We start from the raw sequence: 18202 nt of genomic DNA, 5'->3' as shown, positions 1-18202 counted from the left end.
CTTCCTCGTTAATCTCCTTTCAGGCAGCTCGAATACTGGTTCGCCAATTGGCTGAGGAACTGCGAATAACTCGCCTTGCTCAACTGAATATTGGTTCCAAGCGGGTCCAGGGTTCCCATGCGCACGGACGTTCCCCTGGCCACGGCTTCAACGACCGCTGGCCTGAACTGTGGCTCAGCAAAAACGCATGTCGCTTTTTGCTCAACCAACTGTGTTCTGATTTCATGTAAACGCTGCGCACCGGGTTGAATTTCCGGGTTGACGGTGAAGTGACCCAGCGGGGTCAGCCCGTAGTGTTTTTCATAGTAGCCATAGGCATCATGAAAAACGAAATACCCTTTACCTTTCAACGGTGCCAGCTCGTTACCTACCTGCTTATCGGTTGCGGCTAATTGTGCCTCAAAATCCTTCAGGTTGGCGTCTAGTTTGGCTCGACTTTGCGGCATAAGTTCCACTAATTTGTCATGGATTGCAACCGCTGAGAGCCGCGCTATCTCTGGCGAGAGCCAAAGATGCATGTTGTACTCGCCATGATGGTGATGGTCGTCACCTTTTTCGCTATTGGCATGGTCATGGTCACTTTCGTGCTCGTCGTCGTCAGCCCCTTTCATGAGCAGCGGTTTCACGCCTGCCAGTTCGGCAATGGTGACCTGTTTTTGCGGCGGAACTTTACTCGCGGATTTTTGCATGAACGCTTCCATCTCTGGACCGATCCAGACCACTAAGTCCGCGTTCTGTAAGCGTTTTACATCAGATGGGCGTAACGAATAGTCGTGCTCAGATGCCCCGTCAGGCAGTAAAACTTGGGTTTCTGTGACACCATCGGCGATAGCTGAGGCGATGAATCCCAGTGGTTTAAGCGAAGCGACAACGGCGGCGTTAACATCTTGTGCTGCTGAACCCCAAAGGCCAGCGGATAATGCTGCGAAAAGAAGCGTATTTTTATGTAACATAATGCAACTTATGATCGTATTGAATGCGTGGAATGTGATATTATAACATTCGTTGACTTCTGCAAGCTTAAATTGACATGACGAATTTAGTTTCTCTTGAAAATATCTCGGTATCTTTTGGTCAGCGCCGCGTCCTCTCTGACGTATCGCTGGTCCTCAAACCCGGCAAAATTTTAACGTTGCTCGGCCCAAACGGCGCGGGCAAATCGACGCTGGTTCGGGTGGTTCTCGGGCTGGTAGCACCTGATGCTGGCGTCATCAAGCGCGACGACAAGTTAAGAATCGGCTACGTCCCGCAAAAAATACATCTTGACGCCACGCTGCCCTTAACGGTAGGCCGTTTCCTGCGACTGCGTCCAGGCACGCGTAAAGACGATATCCTCCCCGCTCTAAAACGCGTTCAGGCAGGCCATCTGGTCGAAGCCCCTATGCAGAAACTTTCCGGGGGTGAAACCCAGCGCGTTCTGCTGGCACGCGCGTTGTTGAGTAAGCCACAGCTGCTGGTTCTCGATGAGCCAACTCAGGGTGTGGATGTGAACGGCCAGGTCGCCTTGTACGATCTCATCGATCAGTTGCGCCGTGAGCTGGACTGCGCCGTTCTGATGGTCTCGCATGACCTGCATCTGGTGATGGCGAAAACCGACGAAGTGCTGTGTCTGAATCACCATATCTGCTGCTCCGGCACGCCTGAAGTGGTGTCGATGCACCCGGAATTTATCTCTATGTTCGGCTCTCGTGGAGCAGAACAGCTGGGCATTTATCGCCACAACCATAATCATCGCCATGATTTACAGGGACGAATTGTCCTGCGTCGGGGAAATGGACACTCATGATTGAACTGTTATTACCCGGCTGGTTTGCCGGGGTTATGCTTGCCTGCGCCGCGGGTCCGCTGGGCTCTTTTGTCGTCTGGCGAAGAATGTCCTATTTTGGCGATACACTGGCGCACGCCTCCTTACTGGGCGTGGCCTTTGGCTTATTGCTCGACGTGAACCCGTTTTACGCAGTGATTGCCGTGACGCTGCTGCTTGCAGCTGGTCTGGTTTGGCTTGAGAAGCGCCCTCACCTCGCGGTAGATACGTTGCTCGGGATTATGGCGCATAGCGCGCTGTCGCTTGGCCTGGTGGTGGTGAGCCTGATGTCGAACATTCGCGTCGATTTAATGGCGTATCTGTTTGGCGATTTGCTGGCGGTGACGCCGGAAGACCTGATCTCTATCGCCATTGGCGTGGTGATCGTTCTCGGTATTTTGCTGTGGCAGTGGCGCAATCTGCTGGCGATGACCGTCAGCGCTGATTTGGCCTTTGTCGATGGCGTTAAACTGCAGCGCGTGAAGCTGTTGTTGATGCTGGTGACCGCGTTGACGATTGGGGTGGCGATGAAGTTTGTGGGTGCGCTGATTATCACCTCACTGCTGATTATCCCGGCCGCTACTGCACGCCGATTTGCCCGTACGCCTGAACAGATGGCGGGTGTGGCAGTAGTTGTCGGTATTATCGCCGTCACCGGCGGACTCACCTTCTCGGCGTTTTACGACACGCCTGCCGGCCCGTCGGTGGTGCTGTGTGCGGCGCTGATGTTTATCTTCAGTATGATGAAGAAACCAGCCAGCTGAACATTTCCCCGGTGGCGCGCTGCGCTTACCGGGGAAACATCAGAATCGTTCTAGGGCGAATCACGCCTGGCGCTATCCAGCACTTAACCCGGTCGCGTACTACGGCATTTCCGGTGGTGTTATCCCGAAGTGATTCCACGCTCGTACCGTCGCCATTCGCCCGCGCGGAGTGCGTTGCAAAAAGCCCTGCTGAATCAGATAGGGTTCCAGCACGTCCTCGATGGTTTCACGCTCTTCGCCAATCGCTGCGGCGAGGTTATCCAGCCCAACCGGCCCGCCAAAGAATTTATCCAGAATCGCGAGCAACAGCTTGCGGTCCATATAGTCAAACCCTTCAGCATCGACGTTAAGCATATCCAGCGCCTGCGAGGCGATATCCAGCGAAATGGTGCCATCGTGCTTCACTTCCGCAAAGTCACGCACACGGCGCAGCAGACGGTTAGCGATGCGTGGTGTACCGCGCGAACGCTTGGCCACTTCAAAGGCCCCCTCATCGCTCAATTCAAGCCCCATAAAGCGCGCGCTGCGGCCAACGATGTATTGCAGATCGGCCACCTGATAGAACTCGAGGCGCTGCACAATTCCGAAGCGATCGCGAAGGGGTGACGTGAGTGACCCGGCACGCGTAGTGGCGCCAATCAGGGTAAAGGGCGGCAGATCGATTTTAATCGAGCGCGCGGCTGGACCTTCGCCGATCATGATATCCAGCTGATAGTCTTCCATCGCCGGATAAAGCACCTCTTCCACTACCGGTGACAGACGGTGGATCTCATCGATAAACAGCACGTCGTGCGGCTCGAGGTTGGTCAGCATCGCCGCCAGATCGCCCGCTTTCTCCAGTACCGGGCCTGACGTGGTGCGCAGATTCACGCCCATTTCATTCGCCACGATATTGGCAAGCGTCGTTTTACCGAGACCAGGAGGGCCAAAAATCAGCAGATGATCGAGCGCATCCCCGCGCAGTTTCGCCGCCTGAATAAAAATTTCCATCTGTGAGCGAACCTGCGGCTGGCCGATGTATTCCTCCAGCAGTTTCGGGCGGATCGCACGATCCACCACATCCTCTGGAACATTGCTGGCTGCCGAAATCAGGCGGTCTGCTTCAATCATCCTCTACCTCACAATGCCGCGCGGAGCGCTTCACGAATCAGGGTTTCACTGCTGGCATCCGGTTTGGCGATTTTACTCACCATCCGGCTGGCTTCCTGTGGTTTATAGCCCAGCGCCACCAGCGCAGCCACCGCTTCTTGCTCTGCGTCGTCATCCGTCGGGCCGTTCGGTGACGTCAGCACCAGATCGGACGCCGGCGTAAACAGATCTCCGTGCAGCCCTTTAAAGCGGTCTTTCATTTCCACAATCAGACGTTCTGCAGTTTTTTTGCCGATGCCTGGCAGCTTGACCAGCGCAGCGGGATCTTCGCGCTCAACGGCATTCACAAACTGTTGCGCCGACATGCCGGACAGAATCGCCAGTGCAAGCTTAGGCCCCACGCCATTGGTTTTAATCAGCTCGCGGAACAGCATGCGTTCCTGCTTATTATTAAAGCCATACAGAAGCTGAGCATCTTCACGCACCACGAACTGGGTAAAGACAATCGCCTCTTTGCCGGACTCCGGAAGTTCATAGAAACAGGTCATCGGCATATGGACTTCATACCCCACGCCTCCCGCTTCCAGCAGAACTAACGGGGGTTGTTTTTCAATGATGATGCCTCTGAGTCTGCCAATCACATGATGCTCCTGCGTGAGATGCTAAATTAACTTCCGCCATCATAAAAAAAGGCTGGATGTTTATCCAGCCTGATTTGTGATTATCGTAATCGACCTCGCGCCAGATTGAGCCTCGATTCGCTCATCTGCATGGCGTTTTGGCTCACATGGCAGTGCGTTATCGCAATGGCCAGCGCATCGGCGGCATCCGCCTGTGGGTTTGCCGGGAGCTTAAGCAGGGTCCGCACCATGTGCTGTACCTGACTTTTCTCCGCGCTACCAATACCCACCACCGTCTGTTTAACCTGACGCGCGGCGTATTCGAACACCGGTAAATCCTGGTTCACCGCCGCGACAATCGCCACGCCACGTGCCTGGCCCAGTTTTAATGCCGAGTCAGCATTTTTCGCCATAAAGACCTGCTCGATAGCAAAAAAGTCGGGCTGAAACTGGGTAATGATTTCCGACACGCCTGCGTAAATTAATTTCAGACGCGACGGTAAATCATCAACTTTGGTGCGAATACAGCCGCTGCCCAGATAGGTCAACTGGCGACCCACCTGGCGGATAACGCCGTAACCGGTAATGCGTGAGCCGGGGTCTATACCGAGAATAATCGACATCACGCGTCTCCGGTTAGAGGTTCAAACGCGCTCATTAGAGCGTCGCTGCGACCTCATCAGAGATCTCACCGTTATGATAAACTTCCTGAACGTCATCGCAGTCTTCGAGCATGTCGATCAGACGTAGCAGTTTTGGTGCGGTTTCTGCATCCATGTCTGCTTTGGTCGACGGAATCATCGACACTTCAGCGTTGTCGGCTTTCAGACCGGCAGCTTCCAGCGCATCACGCACTGCGCCCATCTCTTCCCACGCGGTGTAAACGTCAATCGCACCGTCGTCGAAGGTCACAACGTCTTCAGCACCGGCTTCCAGTGCAGCTTCCATGATCGCGTCTTCGTCGCCCGCTTCGAAAGAGATCACCCCTTTCTTGCTGAACAGGTATGCCACGGAACCGTCAGTACCCAGGTTGCCACCGGTTTTGGTGAACGCATGGCGCACTTCAGCCACGGTACGGTTGCGGTTGTCGGACAGACACTCAACCATGACCGCAGTACCGCCAGGGCCGTAACCTTCATAAATGATGGTTTCCATGTTCGCGTCGTCATCGCCGCCCACGCCACGTGCGATTGCACGGTTCAGGGTGTCACGCGTCATGTTGTTTGACAGTGCTTTATCAATCGCTGCGCGCAGACGTGGGTTAGAACCCGCGTCGCCGCCGCCCAGACGGGCTGCAGTAACCAGCTCGCGAATGATTTTGGTGAAAATTTTACCGCGTTTGGCATCCTGTGCCGCTTTACGGTGTTTGGTGTTGGCCCACTTACTATGACCTGCCATAAAAATATCTCCAATAAACCGTCAATTCAGACGGCATGAATTACAAATTCTTCAATCGCCTGCCGGTTACTCCACGACTTGGTTAAGGCAGCCGCTTCGGCCGCATCAACCCAGCGGTAGGTCAAATGCTCGGTGAACTCGATCTGCCGTTCATGGGGGAGCGCAAGACAGAACCACGATTCCGTATTGCGCTCAATTCCCGGCGCATAGCGATGACGTAAATGGCTAAAAATTTCAAAATCCACCGTGCGCTGACAGTCCTTCAGGGTCAGTTGCTCCTGAGCAACATTAATGGTGACCTCTTCATTTACTTCGCGCGCGGCGGCCTGCGACGCGGTTTCTCCCTCTTCCAGACTGCCGGTAACCGACTGCCAGAAATCGGGATCGTCGCGACGCTGCAACATCAGCACCCGCTTCGTGTCTTCTGCATAAATGACAACCAGAACAGAAACGGGACGCTTATATGCCATATCAGTTTTTCTCTTCCTTTTTCACCACTTCGATACCCAGCTCAGACAGAGAGGCCGGGTTAGCAAAGCTTGGCGCTTCGGTCATCAGACACGCAGCGGCGGTGGTTTTCGGGAAGGCAATCACATCACGGATGTTATCAGTACCGGTCAGCAGCATGGTCAGACGATCCAGACCAAACGCCAGGCCCGCGTGCGGTGGAGTCCCGTACTTCAGGGCATCCAGCAGGAAGCCGAACTTCTCGCGCTGCTCTTGCTCGTTAATGCCCAGAATGCCGAATACGGTCTGCTGCATTTCGCCGCTGTGGATACGTACGGAACCGCCGCCCACTTCGTAGCCGTTAATCACCATATCGTAAGCGTTGGCCACTGCGTCTTCCGGTGCCGCATTCAGCTCGCTCGCCGTCATGTCTTTCGGTGCGGTGAACGGGTGGTGCATCGCCGTCAGGCCGCCTTCACCGTCATCTTCAAACATTGGGAAGTCGATCACCCACAGCGGAGCCCATTTGGCTTCGTCAGTCAGGTTCAGGTCTTTACCCAGTTTGAGACGCAGTGCGCCCAGCGCATCGGCCACCACTTTTTTGTTGTCTGCGCCGAAGAAGATCATGTCGCCATCCTGCGCGCCGGTGCGCTCAAGGATTGATTCTACGATCTCAGCATTCAGGAATTTCGCAACAGGGCTGGTGATGCCTTCGATGCCTTTCGCACGTTCGGTGACTTTAATATAAGCCAGGCCTTTCGCACCGTAGATTTTCACGAAATTGCCGTAGTCATCAATTTGTTTACGGCTGAGCTGTGCGCCGCCTGGAACACGCAGGGCAGCCACACGGCCTTTCGGATCGTTTGCCGGGCCAGAGAAGACCGCAAATTCAACCGCTTTCAGCAGGTCCGCGACGTCCACCAGCTCCATCGGGTTACGCAGGTCTGGTTTGTCAGAACCGTAGCGACGTTCTGCTTCTGCGAAGGTCATGATCGGGAACTCGCCCAGATCCACGCCCTTCACGTCCTGCCACAGACCACGAACCAGCGCTTCCATAATTTCGCGCACCTGAGGTGCGGTCATGAAGGAGGTCTCGACGTCGATCTGGGTAAATTCAGGCTGACGGTCAGCGCGCAGGTCTTCGTCGCGGAAGCATTTAACGATCTGATAGTAGCGATCGAAGCCAGACATCATCAGCAGCTGTTTGAAAAGCTGAGGAGACTGTGGCAGCGCGTAAAATTTGCCTTTATGTACGCGCGACGGAACCAGGTAATCGCGCGCACCTTCCGGCGTGGCTTTGGTCAGCATCGGGGTTTCGATATCGAGGAAACCGTGGTCGTCCATGAAACGACGCACCAGGCTTGTGATCTTGGCGCGGGTTTTCAGGCGCTGAGCCATTTCCGGGCGACGCAGATCCAGATAGCGATATTTCAGACGCGCTTCTTCAGTGTTGACGTGGTTGGAGTCAAGCGGCAGCGATTCTGAACGGTTGATGATAGTCAGGTCGGACGCCAGCACTTCAATGGCGCCCGTTGCCATATCGGCGTTGATATTTTTTTCGTCACGCGCACGCACGGTGCCGGTGACCTGGATGCAGAACTCATTACGCAGTTCGGAGGCCAGCTTTAACGCGTCCGCACGATCCGGATCGAAGAACACCTGCACGATGCCTTCACGGTCACGCAAATCGATGAAGATAAGGCTACCAAGATCACGACGGCGGTTGACCCAACCACACAGGGTCACCTGCTGTCCAACGTGGGACTGACGCAACTGCCCGCAATATTCTGTACGCATGAGATATCCCTTAATTTAGCCGCAGGCTAAATGTCGCCTGATTTACAGGCTACTATGTCGCAGCTTTCTGTATGTCACAACTGGATGAAAAAAGGCGGCTATTATACTGGAAATTCCGCCGTACGATAAGAGTGAAGCTTGCCAGACGCGCGATTGCTGCGCTCTTATTGCGCATTCTCACAAAAATTAACAAAATTGTCCGATCTGACCTGCCTTTATCATCGTAAGGTGTAACGGACGCTAATTTTTGACTGGAGTAACGATGTTAACACTTGATGCCACCAAAACCGCGCTTGTCGTGATCGATTTACAGGAAGGTATCCTGCCGTTCGCCGGTGGCCCGCACACCGCGGCAGATGTGGTCAGCCGCAGCGCCCGTCTTGCGGATAAATGTCGCGCCAGCGGATCGCCGGTGGTGATGGTGCGCGTTGGCTGGTCAGCCGACTTCGCCGAAGCGCTGAAACAGCCTGTGGATGCGACAGCCCCTGCCGCCGCGCTGCCTGCAAACTGGTGGACCTACCCTGAAACGCTTGGCAAACAGGATAGCGATATCGAAGTCACCAAACGCCAGTGGGGCGCATTTTACGGCACCGATCTGGAGTTGCAGCTACGCCGTCGCGGGATCGACACCATTATCCTGTGCGGTATTTCCACGAACATCGGCGTGGAATCCACCGCGCGTAACGCATGGGAACTGGGCTTTAACCTGGTCATTGCCGAAGACGCATGCAGTGCTGCTTCCGCGGATCAGCATCAAGGCAGCATGACCCATATCTTCCCGCGTATTGGTCGCGTGCGCAGCACCGACGAGATTTTACACGCGTTATGATCTATCTGGGTCTTCCCCAATGGTCGCACCCGAAATGGGTGCGCCTTGGCATTACCAGCCTTGAAGAGTATGCCCGCCATTTTAACTGCGTGGAGGGCAATACCACGCTGTACGCCCTGCCCCGTGCGGAAATCGTCGCGCGCTGGCGCGAGCAGACCACCGACGATTTCCGCTTTTGCTTTAAATTCCCGGCCACCATTTCTCACCAGGCAGCGCTGCGCCAGTGCGGGGATTTAACCGAAGAGTTTTTCGAGCGGATGTCGCTGCTGGACAACCGCATCGGTCAGTACTGGCTGCAACTCCCGGCCACCTTCGGCCCGCGCGATCTGCCTGCGCTGTGGCATTTTCTCGACGCTCTGCCGCGCGAATTCACCTACGGTGTGGAAGTCCGTCATCCGGAATTTTTCAGCAAGGGCGAGGCGGAAAAAGCCCTCAATCGTGGGCTGCATGCGCGCAGTGTGAATCGGGTGATCCTCGACAGCCGCCCTGTTCATAGCGCCGTCCCGCACAGCGAAGCCATAATCGATGCCCAGCGCAAAAAACCGAAAGTGCCGGTGCATGCGGTGGTCACGGCGAACAACCCGATGGTGCGGTTTATCGGCAGCGACAACATGCAGCAAAATCGCGAGATGTTCGCCGTGTGGCTGCAAACGTTGCCAAAGTGGGAGCAAACAACGACGCCCTATCTTTTCCTGCATACGCCGGATATCGCCCAGGCGCCTGAACTGGTCGATGTTCTTTGGCAAGCCTTGCTGGCTGCGGTTCCGTCCCTCGGCCCTGCGCCTTCTATCCCACAACAATCTTCTCTTTTCTGACATCAGCCCCTATCATAGAAGTGCCATCTGCCAAAAACAGGGAGTTTGTATGGTCAGCGCACTGTACGCGGTGTTAGGTGCATTATTACTGATTAAGTTTTCCTTTGATGTTGTGCGCCTGAGAATGCAGTACCGCGTCTCTTACGGTGACGGTGGGTTTTCAGAGTTACAAAGCGCCATCCGCATTCATGGTAATGCGGTGGAATATATCCCCATTGCACTGATCCTGCTGCTGTTGATGGAGATGGACGGCGCGGAAACCTGGATGGTTCACGTCTGCGGCTTGCTGCTGATTGCCGGACGCCTGATGCATTATTACGGTTTTCACCACCGCCTGTTCCGCTGGCGTCGTTCCGGCATGAGCGCAACCTGGTGTTCGCTTTTGCTGATGGTGCTGGCTAACCTTTGGTATATGCCGTGGGAGTTGGTTTTCTCTTTCCATTAGCGCACAATACGCCACTTTATTTTTCCCGGATTTTTACGTTATGTCTGATCGCGACACGCTTTTTTCCGCGCCTATCGCCAGTCTGGGCGACTGGACCTTTGATGAACGGGTAGCCGAAGTCTTCCCGGATATGATCCAGCGCTCTGTTCCAGGTTATTCCAATATTATCTCTATGATCGGCATGCTGGCTGAACGCTTCGTTCAACCCGGTACGCAGGTTTATGACCTGGGTTGTTCACTGGGCGCCGCGACGCTGTCCGTTCGCCGTAATGTGCATCATGAAGGCTGCAAAATCATTGCCGTCGATAACTCTCCCGCGATGGTGGAACGCTGCCGTCGTCATCTTGATGCCTATAAAGCGCCCACGCCCGTTGACGTCATTGAAGGCGATATCCGCGATATCGAGATCGAAAACGCCTCCATGGTGGTACTGAATTTTACCCTGCAGTTCCTGGTGCCCGAAGATCGCCAGTTGTTGCTGGACAAAATTTACAAGGGGCTGAATCCCGGCGGCGCGCTAGTGTTGTCGGAAAAATTCAGTTTTGAAGACGCAAAGGTCGGCGAGCTGCTGTTTAACATGCATCACGACTTTAAACGCGCTAACGGCTACAGCGAGCTGGAAATCAGTCAAAAGCGCAGCATGCTGGAAAACGTAATGCTCACCGACTCCGTCGAAGCACACAAAGCGCGCCTGCATAACGCCGGTTTTGAGCACAGCGAGCTGTGGTTCCAGTGCTTTAACTTTGGTTCCCTGGTGGCACTGAAAGGGGACAACGCATGATCGACTTCAGTAATTTTTATCAGCTTATCGCCAAAAACCATCTCTCCCACTGGCTGGAAACCCTGCCTGCACAGGTGGCCGCCTGGCAGCGTGACTCCCTGCACGGTCAGTTTAAGCAGTGGAGCAATGCCGTTGAGTTTTTGCCGGACATGACGCCCTACAAACTGGATCTGCTGCACAGCGTGACGGCTGAAAGCGTCGAGCCATTGAGCGAAGGCCAGCTGCTGCGTCTTGAAAAGCTGATGCGCAATCTGATGCCATGGCGTAAAGGACCGTTCTCCCTTTATGGTCTGAACATCAATACCGAATGGCGTTCTGACTGGAAGTGGGATCGCGTTCTGCCCCATCTGTCTGATTTGACCGGTCGCACTATTCTGGATGTGGGCTGCGGGAGTGGGTATCACCTGTGGCGCATGATTGGCGCGGGGGCACATCTGGCGGTCGGTATCGATCCGATGCAGCTGTTTCTGTGCCAGTTTGAAGCGGTGCGCAAATTGCTGGGCAACGATCAGCGCGCGCACGTTCTGCCGCTGGGCATTGAGCAACTCCCTGCCCTGAACGCGTTTGATACCGTCTTCTCGATGGGCGTGCTGTATCACCGCCGCTCGCCGCTGGAGCATCTGTGGCAGCTGAAAGATCAGCTGGTCAGCGGTGGCGAACTGGTGCTGGAGACGCTGGTAATCGAGGGTGACGAAAACGCAGTACTGGTGCCGGGCGATCGCTACGCTCAGATGCGTAACGTCTATTTCATTCCATCCGCGCTGGCGCTGAAGAACTGGCTGGCGAAGTGTGGCTTTGTCGATATCCGCATTGTGGATGTGTGCGTGACCTCCACCGAAGAGCAGCGTCGCACAGAATGGCTGACCACCGAGTCGCTGGCAGAATTCCTCGACCCGAACGACAGCAGCAAAACCATCGAAGGGTATCCCGCGCCGATGCGTGCAGTCTTGATCGCAACGAAGCCGTAATGTCCCTGGCGAAACAGGTGCACTACCTTTCCTCAAGACACAGTTCAAGGCCCGGCAGCGCCGCTGGGCTTAAAATATAAAAGTGAAAAAAAGGCCCCTGTTGAAATTGCAGGGGCCTGGTACAAGCAAGCATCATATTGGGCGACATGATGCGCGGTAAAAATCGTTGCTACACGTGAAACTGGTCAATCATGGATTTCATTACCGCAACCGACTCTCCATCTACGCTGTAGCGGGAGTACTCATCCGCTTCGGCATCTGTCGACATTGACAATCCTGTATTGCGATATCGCATAGGCGAAGGCGTCCACTTGCCTGCTGAGCTGTGAAGCTCTTCTACCCCTGCGTTTAAAAACGTTTTCAGATTGCTGGCTCTAACACCAGCACCTGCCATTATTATTGGAACACCGGAATGCCCTTTTAGTTCCATAATTAATTGCAGTCCTTTTTCCGCCGTTGATTGCTGGCCGGATGTCAGGATACGTGCAACGCCTAATTCTGCTAGATTTTCAAAAGCTTGAATGGGGTCTTTGCACATATCAAACGCGCGATGGAAAGTCACCGCCATCCCTTTTGCTGCCGCCATAATCTGTCGCATACGCGGCATATCGACATTTGCGTCTTCATCAAGCAAACCGATCACCAGACCTGGGAAACCCAGCTCGCGAACCCGGACGACGTCTTCCAGCATGGCGTCAAACTCACCCGCCGAATAACAAAAATCACCGCCGCGTGGGCGAATGATGGGGTGAACGGGGATCGTCACCGCCTCGCGAACGGACTTCAGCACACCGTATGACGGGGTTAATCCGCCCTCTTTCGGTGCCGCGCACAGTTCAACGCGATCAGCTCCGTTTTGTTGCGCAGTCACAGCACATTCCATGCTGTAACAACAGATCTCCAGTAGCGCCACACTTCCTCCTAAAATTCACGGTAATAGACCATCATGCCACGCCGCCAGAGGGCGGACTTAGCGTGAGTTCACACTCTTTTGCGGCTTACTCTTCGCTGGCGACAATTTGCTCGATCGTCCAGGGATGGAATTTCACCGTCACTTTGCCGTCGGTGACCGCCAGCGTCGGATTTGGCAGACGCTCGCGCTCCCCTTTAGGTGAGCTGGTTTTCACGAAAATTCCCGGCTGGCTCAGGCCATCGTCAGACAGCAGCGCCAGTGCGCGCGCATTCAGGGTTTCCGGATCGCCCGGCAGCACGATTTCGATGTGCTCCCAGCCCTCAATCGGATAACGTTTTTCGCCCGGCCAGGGTAATTCGACCACGCTGAACTGCCAGTGCGCCACGCAGACCGGCTGATGGAGTTTAAACAGACAAATGGGACGCCCGTTGATCACGTTTTCTGACAGCAGCTCACCGCACTGCTCAAATCCACGACGCCAGCGCTCCGCCGTCGCATTCTGATGGCAGCGCAGGGAAATGTGATCGGCGTCGAGCGGTGCAATATCCAGCCCCAGACGGGTGGCAAGTTCTGTGAACGCCTGGGTGAAACGCGGTAAATCTGCGGAAATATCATGCAGTTCATCATTGGAGTGCCAGTTCGTCATCAGCGGTTCTCTTTTCCTGTCGCAAAGCCGCTAATTTACTCTGTTGGATGCCTGCAACCAACCGCAGATTTCACGATTTTCCTGCTGCATGCTTATGCACTATTTCATCGCCTGTTTTCTGAGCGCTCTTCAGCCTGCGCAATGCTGACGCCAGAGGGCATTTGCAGTATACTCCGGCCCTAAATTCTCAAACTGGTGCGGGTTGCAACTCCCCCGCAGCAAAAAAGTAAGGTATCCAGGTGAATATTCAGGCTCTTCTCTCCGAAAAAGTCAGTCAGGCACTGATTGCCGCAGGTGCGCCTGCGGATTGCGAACCGCAGGTTCGTCAGTCAGCAAAAGTACAGTTTGGCGACTATCAGGCTAATGGCGTGATGGCAGTGGCTAAAAAACTGGGCATGCCGCCGCGACAACTCGCTGAGCTGGTACTGACTCATCTGGACCTCAACGGCATTGCCAACAAGGTTGAGATTGCAGGTCCAGGCTTTATCAACATTTTCCTCGATCCGGCCTTCCTCGCGGGTCACATTGACGCGGCGCTGAAATCTGACCGTCTGGGTGTGACTCAGCCGCAAGCGCAAACCATCGTTGTCGATTACTCTGCGCCAAACGTGGCAAAAGAGATGCACGTCGGTCACCTGCGCTCCACCATCATCGGCGATGCCGCTGTGCGCACCCTGGAGTTCCTGGGCCATAAAGTGATTCGCGCGAACCACGTTGGCGACTGGGGTACCCAGTTCGGAATGCTGATTGCCTATCTTGAAAAGCAGCAGCAGGAAAATGCGGGCGAAATGGCGCTGGCGGATCTGGAAGGTTTCTACCGTGAAGCCAAAAAACATTACGACGAAGATGAAGCCTTCGCCGAGCGCGCACGTAGCTATGTGGTGAAACTGCAGGGCGGCGACGCCTACTTCCGCGAAATGTGGCGCAAGCTGGTGGACATTACTATGTCCCAGAACCAGATCACCTATGACCGTCTGAACGTCACCCTGACCCGCGACGACGTGATGGGCGAAAGCCTTTATAACCCCATGCTGCCAGGCATCGTGGCCGATCTGAAAGCCAAAAATCTGGCGGTCGAGAGCGAAGGCGCAACGGTTGTGTTCCTTGATGAGTATAAAAACAAGGAAGGCGAACCGATGGGCGTGATCATCCAGAAAAAGGATGGCGGCTATCTCTACACCACGACGGATATCGCCTGTGCGAAATACCGTTACGAAACGCTGCATGCGGATCGCGTGCTGTACTACATCGATTCCCGTCAGCACCAGCACCTGATGCAGGCGTGGACCATCGTGCGTAAAGCCGGTTACGTGCCGGATTCGGTTCCGCTGGAACACCACATGTTCGGCATGATGCTGGGTAAAGACGGCAAGCCGTTCAAAACCCGCGCCGGGGGTACCGTTAAACTCTCCGATCTGCTGGATGAAGCGCTGGAACGCGCGCGCCGCCTGGTCGCCGAGAAGAACCCGGATATGCCAGCCGACGAGCTGGAAAAACTGGCGACTGCCGTCGGTATCGGCGCGGTGAAATACGCGGATCTGTCCAAAAACCGTACCACCGATTACATCTTCGACTGGGACAATATGCTGGCCTTCGAAGGCAACACAGCGCCATACATGCAGTATGCTTACACCCGCGTGCTGTCTGTGTTCCGTAAAGCCGACATTGATGAAAGCGCGCTGGCAAATGCTACCGTGGTGATCAATGAAGACCGCGAAGCGCAGCTGGCTGCCCGTCTGCTGCAGTTTGAAGAGACACTGGCGGTGGTTGCCCGTGAAGGCACGCCGCACGTCATGTGTGCGTATCTGTACGATCTGGCGGGCCTGTTCTCTGGCTTCTACGAGCACTGTCCTATCCTCTCCGCCGAAAGCGAAGCGATCCGCAACAGCCGTCTGAAACTGGCGCAACTGACCGCGAAGACGCTGAAGCTGGGGCTGGATACCCTCGGGATCGAAACCGTAGAGCGTATGTAATACAGAAACAAAAAACCCGGCAATTGCCGGGTTTTTTATTATCAGAAATATTTACGCAAATACTCCGTCAGACACAAAATCGCCATCGCCTGACCGTACGGCATCGAGGTCAGCGGGATCTGGCGATAAAACTCCAGATCGCTGCCCATCCCCGTGCCAAACGACGTTTGCAGCAACTCCCCTTCCGGCGAAATATTGTTCACAATTCCCCGAATCGCTTTCTCCGCCACTTCAGCGTATTCCGCGCCAACGTAACGCTTGCGCACCGCTTTCAGGATCCCGTAGGCAAAACCTGCCGTGGCGGATGCTTCCAGATACGACTCGGGATCGTCGAGCAGCGTATGCCACAGGCCGCTCTCATCCTGACATTTTGCCAGCGCGGCGATTTGCGCATTCAGAACCTGCACCAGATAACGGCGCACCGCGTTGTTCTCCGGCAAATCCACCAGCTCAAGGAAGTCAGGGATGACAATCGTCAGCCAGCTGTTTCCGCGCGCCCAGCGGGCTTTGGCAAAATTGTGCTGCCCGTCGTAGTTCCAGCCGTGGAACCACAGCCCGGTTTCGCGATCCATCAGGTTCTGAACGTGCAGCAGGAACTGATACACCGCCTCTTCCACATACTCCGGGCGATTGAGCAATTTGCCTATTTTCGCCAGCGGCAGGACGGTCATCATCAGCGTGTCGTCCCACATTTGCTGATGATTCTCTTCCGCCAGGGTGATGTGCTGCATGCCGCCGTGCGCCGTGCGCGGCATGTCGTTCATCGCCCACTCTGCCCAGCTCTCGAGCCATGGCAAATAGGTGGCGTTTTGCGTCTCCTCAAAGCGGTACGCCAGAGTCAGGAACGGGGCCATCGTATTGACGTTTTTGGTGGTCGCGCCTTCGGCAAAGCGGTCGGCAAACCAGCCGTCGATGATGTCACGCATGTGGCTGTCACCGGTCTGGCAGTAATACTGCCAGATGCCGTATAAGCCCACGCCGTGCGTCCACTCCCATCCCGCCCAGCCTTTGGTGTCGATCACGCGCCCGTCGTCCAGCCGCAGCAAAAATTCGCCGGTTTTATCGTGGATGTTCACCAGATTGTGCGTCACCTTTTCAATCAGTGATTTCAGTTCATCCCTGGCAATAAAATGCTCAGGCTGACGCAGTAACGGGCTATGTTTGACAGGCCAAACCTTCATAATCTTAACCTCTGTGATATGTCGAATTCAGTACCGCGCGATCCTTCAAGGAAGGTGCCGCCGGTTTATTGCGATTCAGATAACCAATGTTGTTGTTGCCCCACAAGGATTCGTACGGCATCCCGGCCAGCAGCTCAACGGTGGCGCGGGCCTGCGGGGTCGCCGTTTCCGGCATCGCGTGTCCGGACTCGCGCATTTTGGCGGTCTCTTCACGCAGGGTGCTGTGAGTTTCCAGGTTCAGTTTAAAGCGCAGGGAGACCAGGAAACCGCAGGCCAGCACCAGAATGGTGCCCACACTCAGGATCATCAGAATGGTATGGCTCACTTCCGCTGGCTGGGTTTTCTGGCCGCTGACAAAGCCGGACATCTGCATCACAATCCCCACCAGCATGATGGCTCCGGCCTGCGAGGCTTTACGCGTCAGGGTCATAATCCCGGCGAAAATCCCTTCGCGGCGCTGGCCGGTGATCACTTCATCCACGTCAGCAATATAGGTGTAGATATTCCACGGAACGTAGTTGATGCCCCCGCGACCCAAACCTGCCACAGCAGAGATCAGCAGCAACAGCGAATAGACGTCGCTCAGTCCGGCGTAATAGAGCACCGCGTAAGAGATAGAAGCCAGACCAAACAGCACGACCACCATGCGGTACGATGGGGCCGGTCCAAAGCGGATGCAGAGCGGGATCATGGCGATTACAGCGATGAACTGGAAGATGGCCATGGTGCCCAGCAAGTTCGACGCCATCGATGCTTCCTGCATCAGCACAAATACCACGTAATAGGTGAACACTGCGTTGAAGACGTCCTGCGCGATATAGCCGCCCAGATACATCCCCAGATGCTGGCGGAAAATTTTCACTCGCAGCGTTGAGCTTAACTCGACAAACAGACGGTTCAGGCTCTGGCTCAGATTGAGTTTTTTCTTCTCTTCTTCTGCGCGCAGTGCCGCTTCAGACCACTCTTCACGCGGGCGCTCCCAGGTAAAGATCCAGACGAAAGTCAGCATCATTGCGCACAGCACGGAGAAGACCAGGCTCGCGTAGAAGAAGGAGATCGCGTTGTCTTTACCGAAGTGAGTCAGCAGGATACCCGGCAGGAAAGAGGCCAGAATCGCCGACATCTGCGCCATAGAGATACGCGCGCCGGAGAATTTCGTTTTCTGTTTGAAATCGTCCGTCATTTCCGGGACTAAGGTTTCGTAAGGCACCAGAATCATGGTGTACACGATATCGAAGATCAGATAGGTGACCAGGTAATACCAGAAGCCCATATCCCCTACCCACATCATCGAGTAGCTGAAAACGCAGGGAATACCGAGCAGGATAAAGAACTTACGGCGGCCAAAGCGTTTGCCGAGCCAGGTGGTACCAAAGTTATCGGTCAGGAAGCCCATTAACGGGCTGACCACCGCGTCCAGCACCCTGGCGGCCGCAAAAATAAAAGTCGCCTCAATCGGCGAGAGCCCACAGAACGTCGTATAAAAATATAACAGCCAGGCCGCCGTCAGCGCGGTTGTGCCTGCCCCAAGAAAATCGCCTGACCCGTAGGCGAGGTAATTTGCGAGTCCAATTTTACGTGTTTTCATTGCCGTCAACCCTTTGAATGTTGGGAGACTCCCTGTATGCAAACCTCGTCCGGGAGTTTTTACACGGCTACAGTAAAAGTATCGTTCTATTGATACCTTTCTGTTTCTGCCACTGCCTGAGAGCGAATGGCAATAATGCAAAGA

At 55.0% G+C, this 18202-nt stretch carries 19 protein-coding genes; 8 read left to right on the top strand and 11 right to left on the bottom strand.

Annotated features, from left to right (window positions below; genetic code table 11):
• Window positions 1–8 precede the first annotated feature (8 nt).
• The gene (gene znuA, locus DAI21_RS13720) at window positions 9–953 is read right to left on the bottom strand and encodes a zinc ABC transporter substrate-binding protein ZnuA (RefSeq protein WP_146003463.1); all 945 of its coding nucleotides are present in this window, start codon (window positions 951–953) and stop codon (window positions 9–11) included.
• Between the two features lie 77 nt (window positions 954–1030).
• On the opposite strand from znuA, the gene znuC reads away from it, so the two are divergent.
• On the top strand, window positions 1031–1786 hold the full coding sequence (gene znuC / locus DAI21_RS13715) for a zinc ABC transporter ATP-binding protein ZnuC (protein WP_100779781.1): 756 nt from the start codon (window positions 1031–1033) through the stop codon (window positions 1784–1786).
• Entirely contained in the window at window positions 1783–2568 is a 786-nt protein-coding gene (znuB, locus tag DAI21_RS13710) for a zinc ABC transporter permease subunit ZnuB (RefSeq protein WP_102103984.1), read from the top strand. The genes znuC and znuB overlap by 4 nt, the downstream gene beginning before the upstream one ends.
• Before the next feature lie 99 nt (window positions 2569–2667).
• Here the strand turns inward: znuB and ruvB are convergent, their stop codons facing one another.
• From ruvB to aspS, 6 genes are all read right to left on the bottom strand, one after another.
• On the bottom strand, window positions 2668–3678 hold the full coding sequence (ruvB, locus tag DAI21_RS13705) for a Holliday junction branch migration DNA helicase RuvB (RefSeq protein WP_100779779.1): 1011 nt from the start codon (window positions 3676–3678) through the stop codon (window positions 2668–2670).
• A gap of 8 nt (window positions 3679–3686) precedes the next feature.
• On the bottom strand, window positions 3687–4298 hold the full coding sequence (gene ruvA, locus DAI21_RS13700; protein ID WP_102103985.1) for a Holliday junction branch migration protein RuvA: 612 nt from the start codon (window positions 4296–4298) through the stop codon (window positions 3687–3689).
• Window positions 4299–4378: 80 nt separating this feature from the next.
• The gene (gene ruvC, locus DAI21_RS13695) at window positions 4379–4900 is read right to left on the bottom strand and encodes a crossover junction endodeoxyribonuclease RuvC (protein ID WP_015964021.1); all 522 of its coding nucleotides are present in this window, start codon (window positions 4898–4900) and stop codon (window positions 4379–4381) included.
• Window positions 4901–4934: 34 nt separating this feature from the next.
• Window positions 4935–5675, bottom strand: coding sequence for a YebC/PmpR family DNA-binding transcriptional regulator (locus DAI21_RS13690; protein ID WP_100779777.1), 741 nt, complete (start codon window positions 5673–5675; stop codon window positions 4935–4937).
• A 26-nt stretch (window positions 5676–5701) separates the two neighbouring features.
• Window positions 5702–6145 (bottom strand): dihydroneopterin triphosphate diphosphatase, encoded by a 444-nt coding sequence (gene nudB / locus DAI21_RS13685; protein WP_100779776.1) that lies wholly within the window; start codon window positions 6143–6145, stop codon window positions 5702–5704.
• A gap of 1 nt (window position 6146) precedes the next feature.
• On the bottom strand, window positions 6147–7919 hold the full coding sequence (gene aspS, locus DAI21_RS13680; RefSeq protein WP_107703362.1) for an aspartate--tRNA ligase: 1773 nt from the start codon (window positions 7917–7919) through the stop codon (window positions 6147–6149).
• A 262-nt stretch (window positions 7920–8181) separates the two neighbouring features.
• Between aspS and DAI21_RS13675 the strand changes: the two genes are divergently transcribed.
• From DAI21_RS13675 to cmoB, 5 genes are read left to right on the top strand one after another with little or no spacing between them, the layout of a single operon-like run.
• Window positions 8182–8748, top strand: coding sequence for a hydrolase (locus tag DAI21_RS13675; RefSeq protein WP_102103986.1), 567 nt, complete (start codon window positions 8182–8184; stop codon window positions 8746–8748).
• Window positions 8745–9563: a DUF72 domain-containing protein gene (locus DAI21_RS13670; RefSeq protein ID WP_107703361.1), complete on the top strand. Its 819-nt coding sequence runs from the start codon at window positions 8745–8747 to the stop codon at window positions 9561–9563. Before DAI21_RS13675 ends, DAI21_RS13670 begins: the two co-directional genes overlap by 4 nt.
• A gap of 49 nt (window positions 9564–9612) precedes the next feature.
• The gene (locus DAI21_RS13665; RefSeq protein ID WP_100779772.1) at window positions 9613–10008 is read left to right on the top strand and encodes an MAPEG family protein; all 396 of its coding nucleotides are present in this window, start codon (window positions 9613–9615) and stop codon (window positions 10006–10008) included.
• 40 nt (window positions 10009–10048) lie between these two features.
• Window positions 10049–10789, top strand: a complete 741-nt coding sequence (cmoA, locus tag DAI21_RS13660; RefSeq protein WP_100779771.1) for a carboxy-S-adenosyl-L-methionine synthase CmoA — start codon at window positions 10049–10051, stop codon at window positions 10787–10789.
• Window positions 10786–11757: a tRNA 5-methoxyuridine(34)/uridine 5-oxyacetic acid(34) synthase CmoB gene (cmoB, locus tag DAI21_RS13655; RefSeq protein WP_107703360.1), complete on the top strand. Its 972-nt coding sequence runs from the start codon at window positions 10786–10788 to the stop codon at window positions 11755–11757. The genes cmoA and cmoB overlap by 4 nt, the downstream gene beginning before the upstream one ends.
• A gap of 169 nt (window positions 11758–11926) precedes the next feature.
• Here the strand turns inward: cmoB and cutC are convergent, their stop codons facing one another.
• Both cutC and DAI21_RS13645 read right to left on the bottom strand, forming a co-directional pair.
• Window positions 11927–12670 (bottom strand): copper homeostasis protein CutC, encoded by a 744-nt coding sequence (cutC, locus tag DAI21_RS13650; protein WP_107703359.1) that lies wholly within the window; start codon window positions 12668–12670, stop codon window positions 11927–11929.
• A gap of 85 nt (window positions 12671–12755) precedes the next feature.
• Complete coding sequence (locus DAI21_RS13645) at window positions 12756–13316, bottom strand: VOC family protein (protein WP_107703358.1); 561 nt, start codon at window positions 13314–13316, stop codon at window positions 12756–12758.
• Window positions 13317–13555: 239 nt separating this feature from the next.
• Between DAI21_RS13645 and argS the strand changes: the two genes are divergently transcribed.
• Window positions 13556–15289, top strand: a complete 1734-nt coding sequence (gene argS, locus DAI21_RS13640; RefSeq protein ID WP_100779767.1) for an arginine--tRNA ligase — start codon at window positions 13556–13558, stop codon at window positions 15287–15289.
• A 41-nt stretch (window positions 15290–15330) separates the two neighbouring features.
• On the opposite strand, the gene DAI21_RS13635 is transcribed toward argS, so the two are convergent.
• Complete coding sequence (locus DAI21_RS13635; RefSeq protein ID WP_107703357.1) at window positions 15331–16470, bottom strand: glycoside hydrolase family 105 protein; 1140 nt, start codon at window positions 16468–16470, stop codon at window positions 15331–15333.
• Between the two features lie 4 nt (window positions 16471–16474).
• Entirely contained in the window at window positions 16475–18058 is a 1584-nt protein-coding gene (locus tag DAI21_RS13630; RefSeq protein ID WP_100779765.1) for an MFS transporter, read from the bottom strand.
• Between the last annotated feature and the right edge of the window lie 144 nt (window positions 18059–18202).

Origin of the sequence: Lelliottia sp. WB101, assembly GCF_003051885.1 — a bacterium.
Classification (GTDB): Bacteria; Pseudomonadota; Gammaproteobacteria; order Enterobacterales; family Enterobacteriaceae; genus Enterobacter; species Enterobacter nimipressuralis.
This window is presented reverse-complemented; position numbering and strand designations above follow the sequence as displayed.

Coding starts and splice junctions, on each gene's coding strand:
- DAI21_RS13630 (WP_100779765.1), bottom strand. CDS start 18,058: ATGAAAACACGTAAAATTGGACTCGCAAATTACCTCGCCTACGGGTCA.
- aspS (WP_107703362.1), bottom strand. CDS start 7,919: ATGCGTACAGAATATTGCGGGCAGTTGCGTCAGTCCCACGTTGGACAG.
- DAI21_RS13665 (WP_100779772.1), top strand. CDS start 9,613: ATGGTCAGCGCACTGTACGCGGTGTTAGGTGCATTATTACTGATTAAG.
- ruvC (WP_015964021.1), bottom strand. CDS start 4,900: ATGTCGATTATTCTCGGTATAGACCCCGGCTCACGCATTACCGGTTAC.
- nudB (WP_100779776.1), bottom strand. CDS start 6,145: ATGGCATATAAGCGTCCCGTTTCTGTTCTGGTTGTCATTTATGCAGAA.
- DAI21_RS13670 (WP_107703361.1), top strand. CDS start 8,745: ATGATCTATCTGGGTCTTCCCCAATGGTCGCACCCGAAATGGGTGCGC.
- cmoB (WP_107703360.1), top strand. CDS start 10,786: ATGATCGACTTCAGTAATTTTTATCAGCTTATCGCCAAAAACCATCTC.
- DAI21_RS13645 (WP_107703358.1), bottom strand. CDS start 13,316: ATGACGAACTGGCACTCCAATGATGAACTGCATGATATTTCCGCAGAT.
- znuA (WP_146003463.1), bottom strand. CDS start 953: ATGTTACATAAAAATACGCTTCTTTTCGCAGCATTATCCGCTGGCCTT.
- DAI21_RS13675 (WP_102103986.1), top strand. CDS start 8,182: ATGTTAACACTTGATGCCACCAAAACCGCGCTTGTCGTGATCGATTTA.
- ruvB (WP_100779779.1), bottom strand. CDS start 3,678: ATGATTGAAGCAGACCGCCTGATTTCGGCAGCCAGCAATGTTCCAGAG.
- znuC (WP_100779781.1), top strand. CDS start 1,031: ATGACGAATTTAGTTTCTCTTGAAAATATCTCGGTATCTTTTGGTCAG.
- DAI21_RS13690 (WP_100779777.1), bottom strand. CDS start 5,675: ATGGCAGGTCATAGTAAGTGGGCCAACACCAAACACCGTAAAGCGGCA.
- znuB (WP_102103984.1), top strand. CDS start 1,783: ATGATTGAACTGTTATTACCCGGCTGGTTTGCCGGGGTTATGCTTGCC.
- cmoA (WP_100779771.1), top strand. CDS start 10,049: ATGTCTGATCGCGACACGCTTTTTTCCGCGCCTATCGCCAGTCTGGGC.
- DAI21_RS13635 (WP_107703357.1), bottom strand. CDS start 16,470: ATGAAGGTTTGGCCTGTCAAACATAGCCCGTTACTGCGTCAGCCTGAG.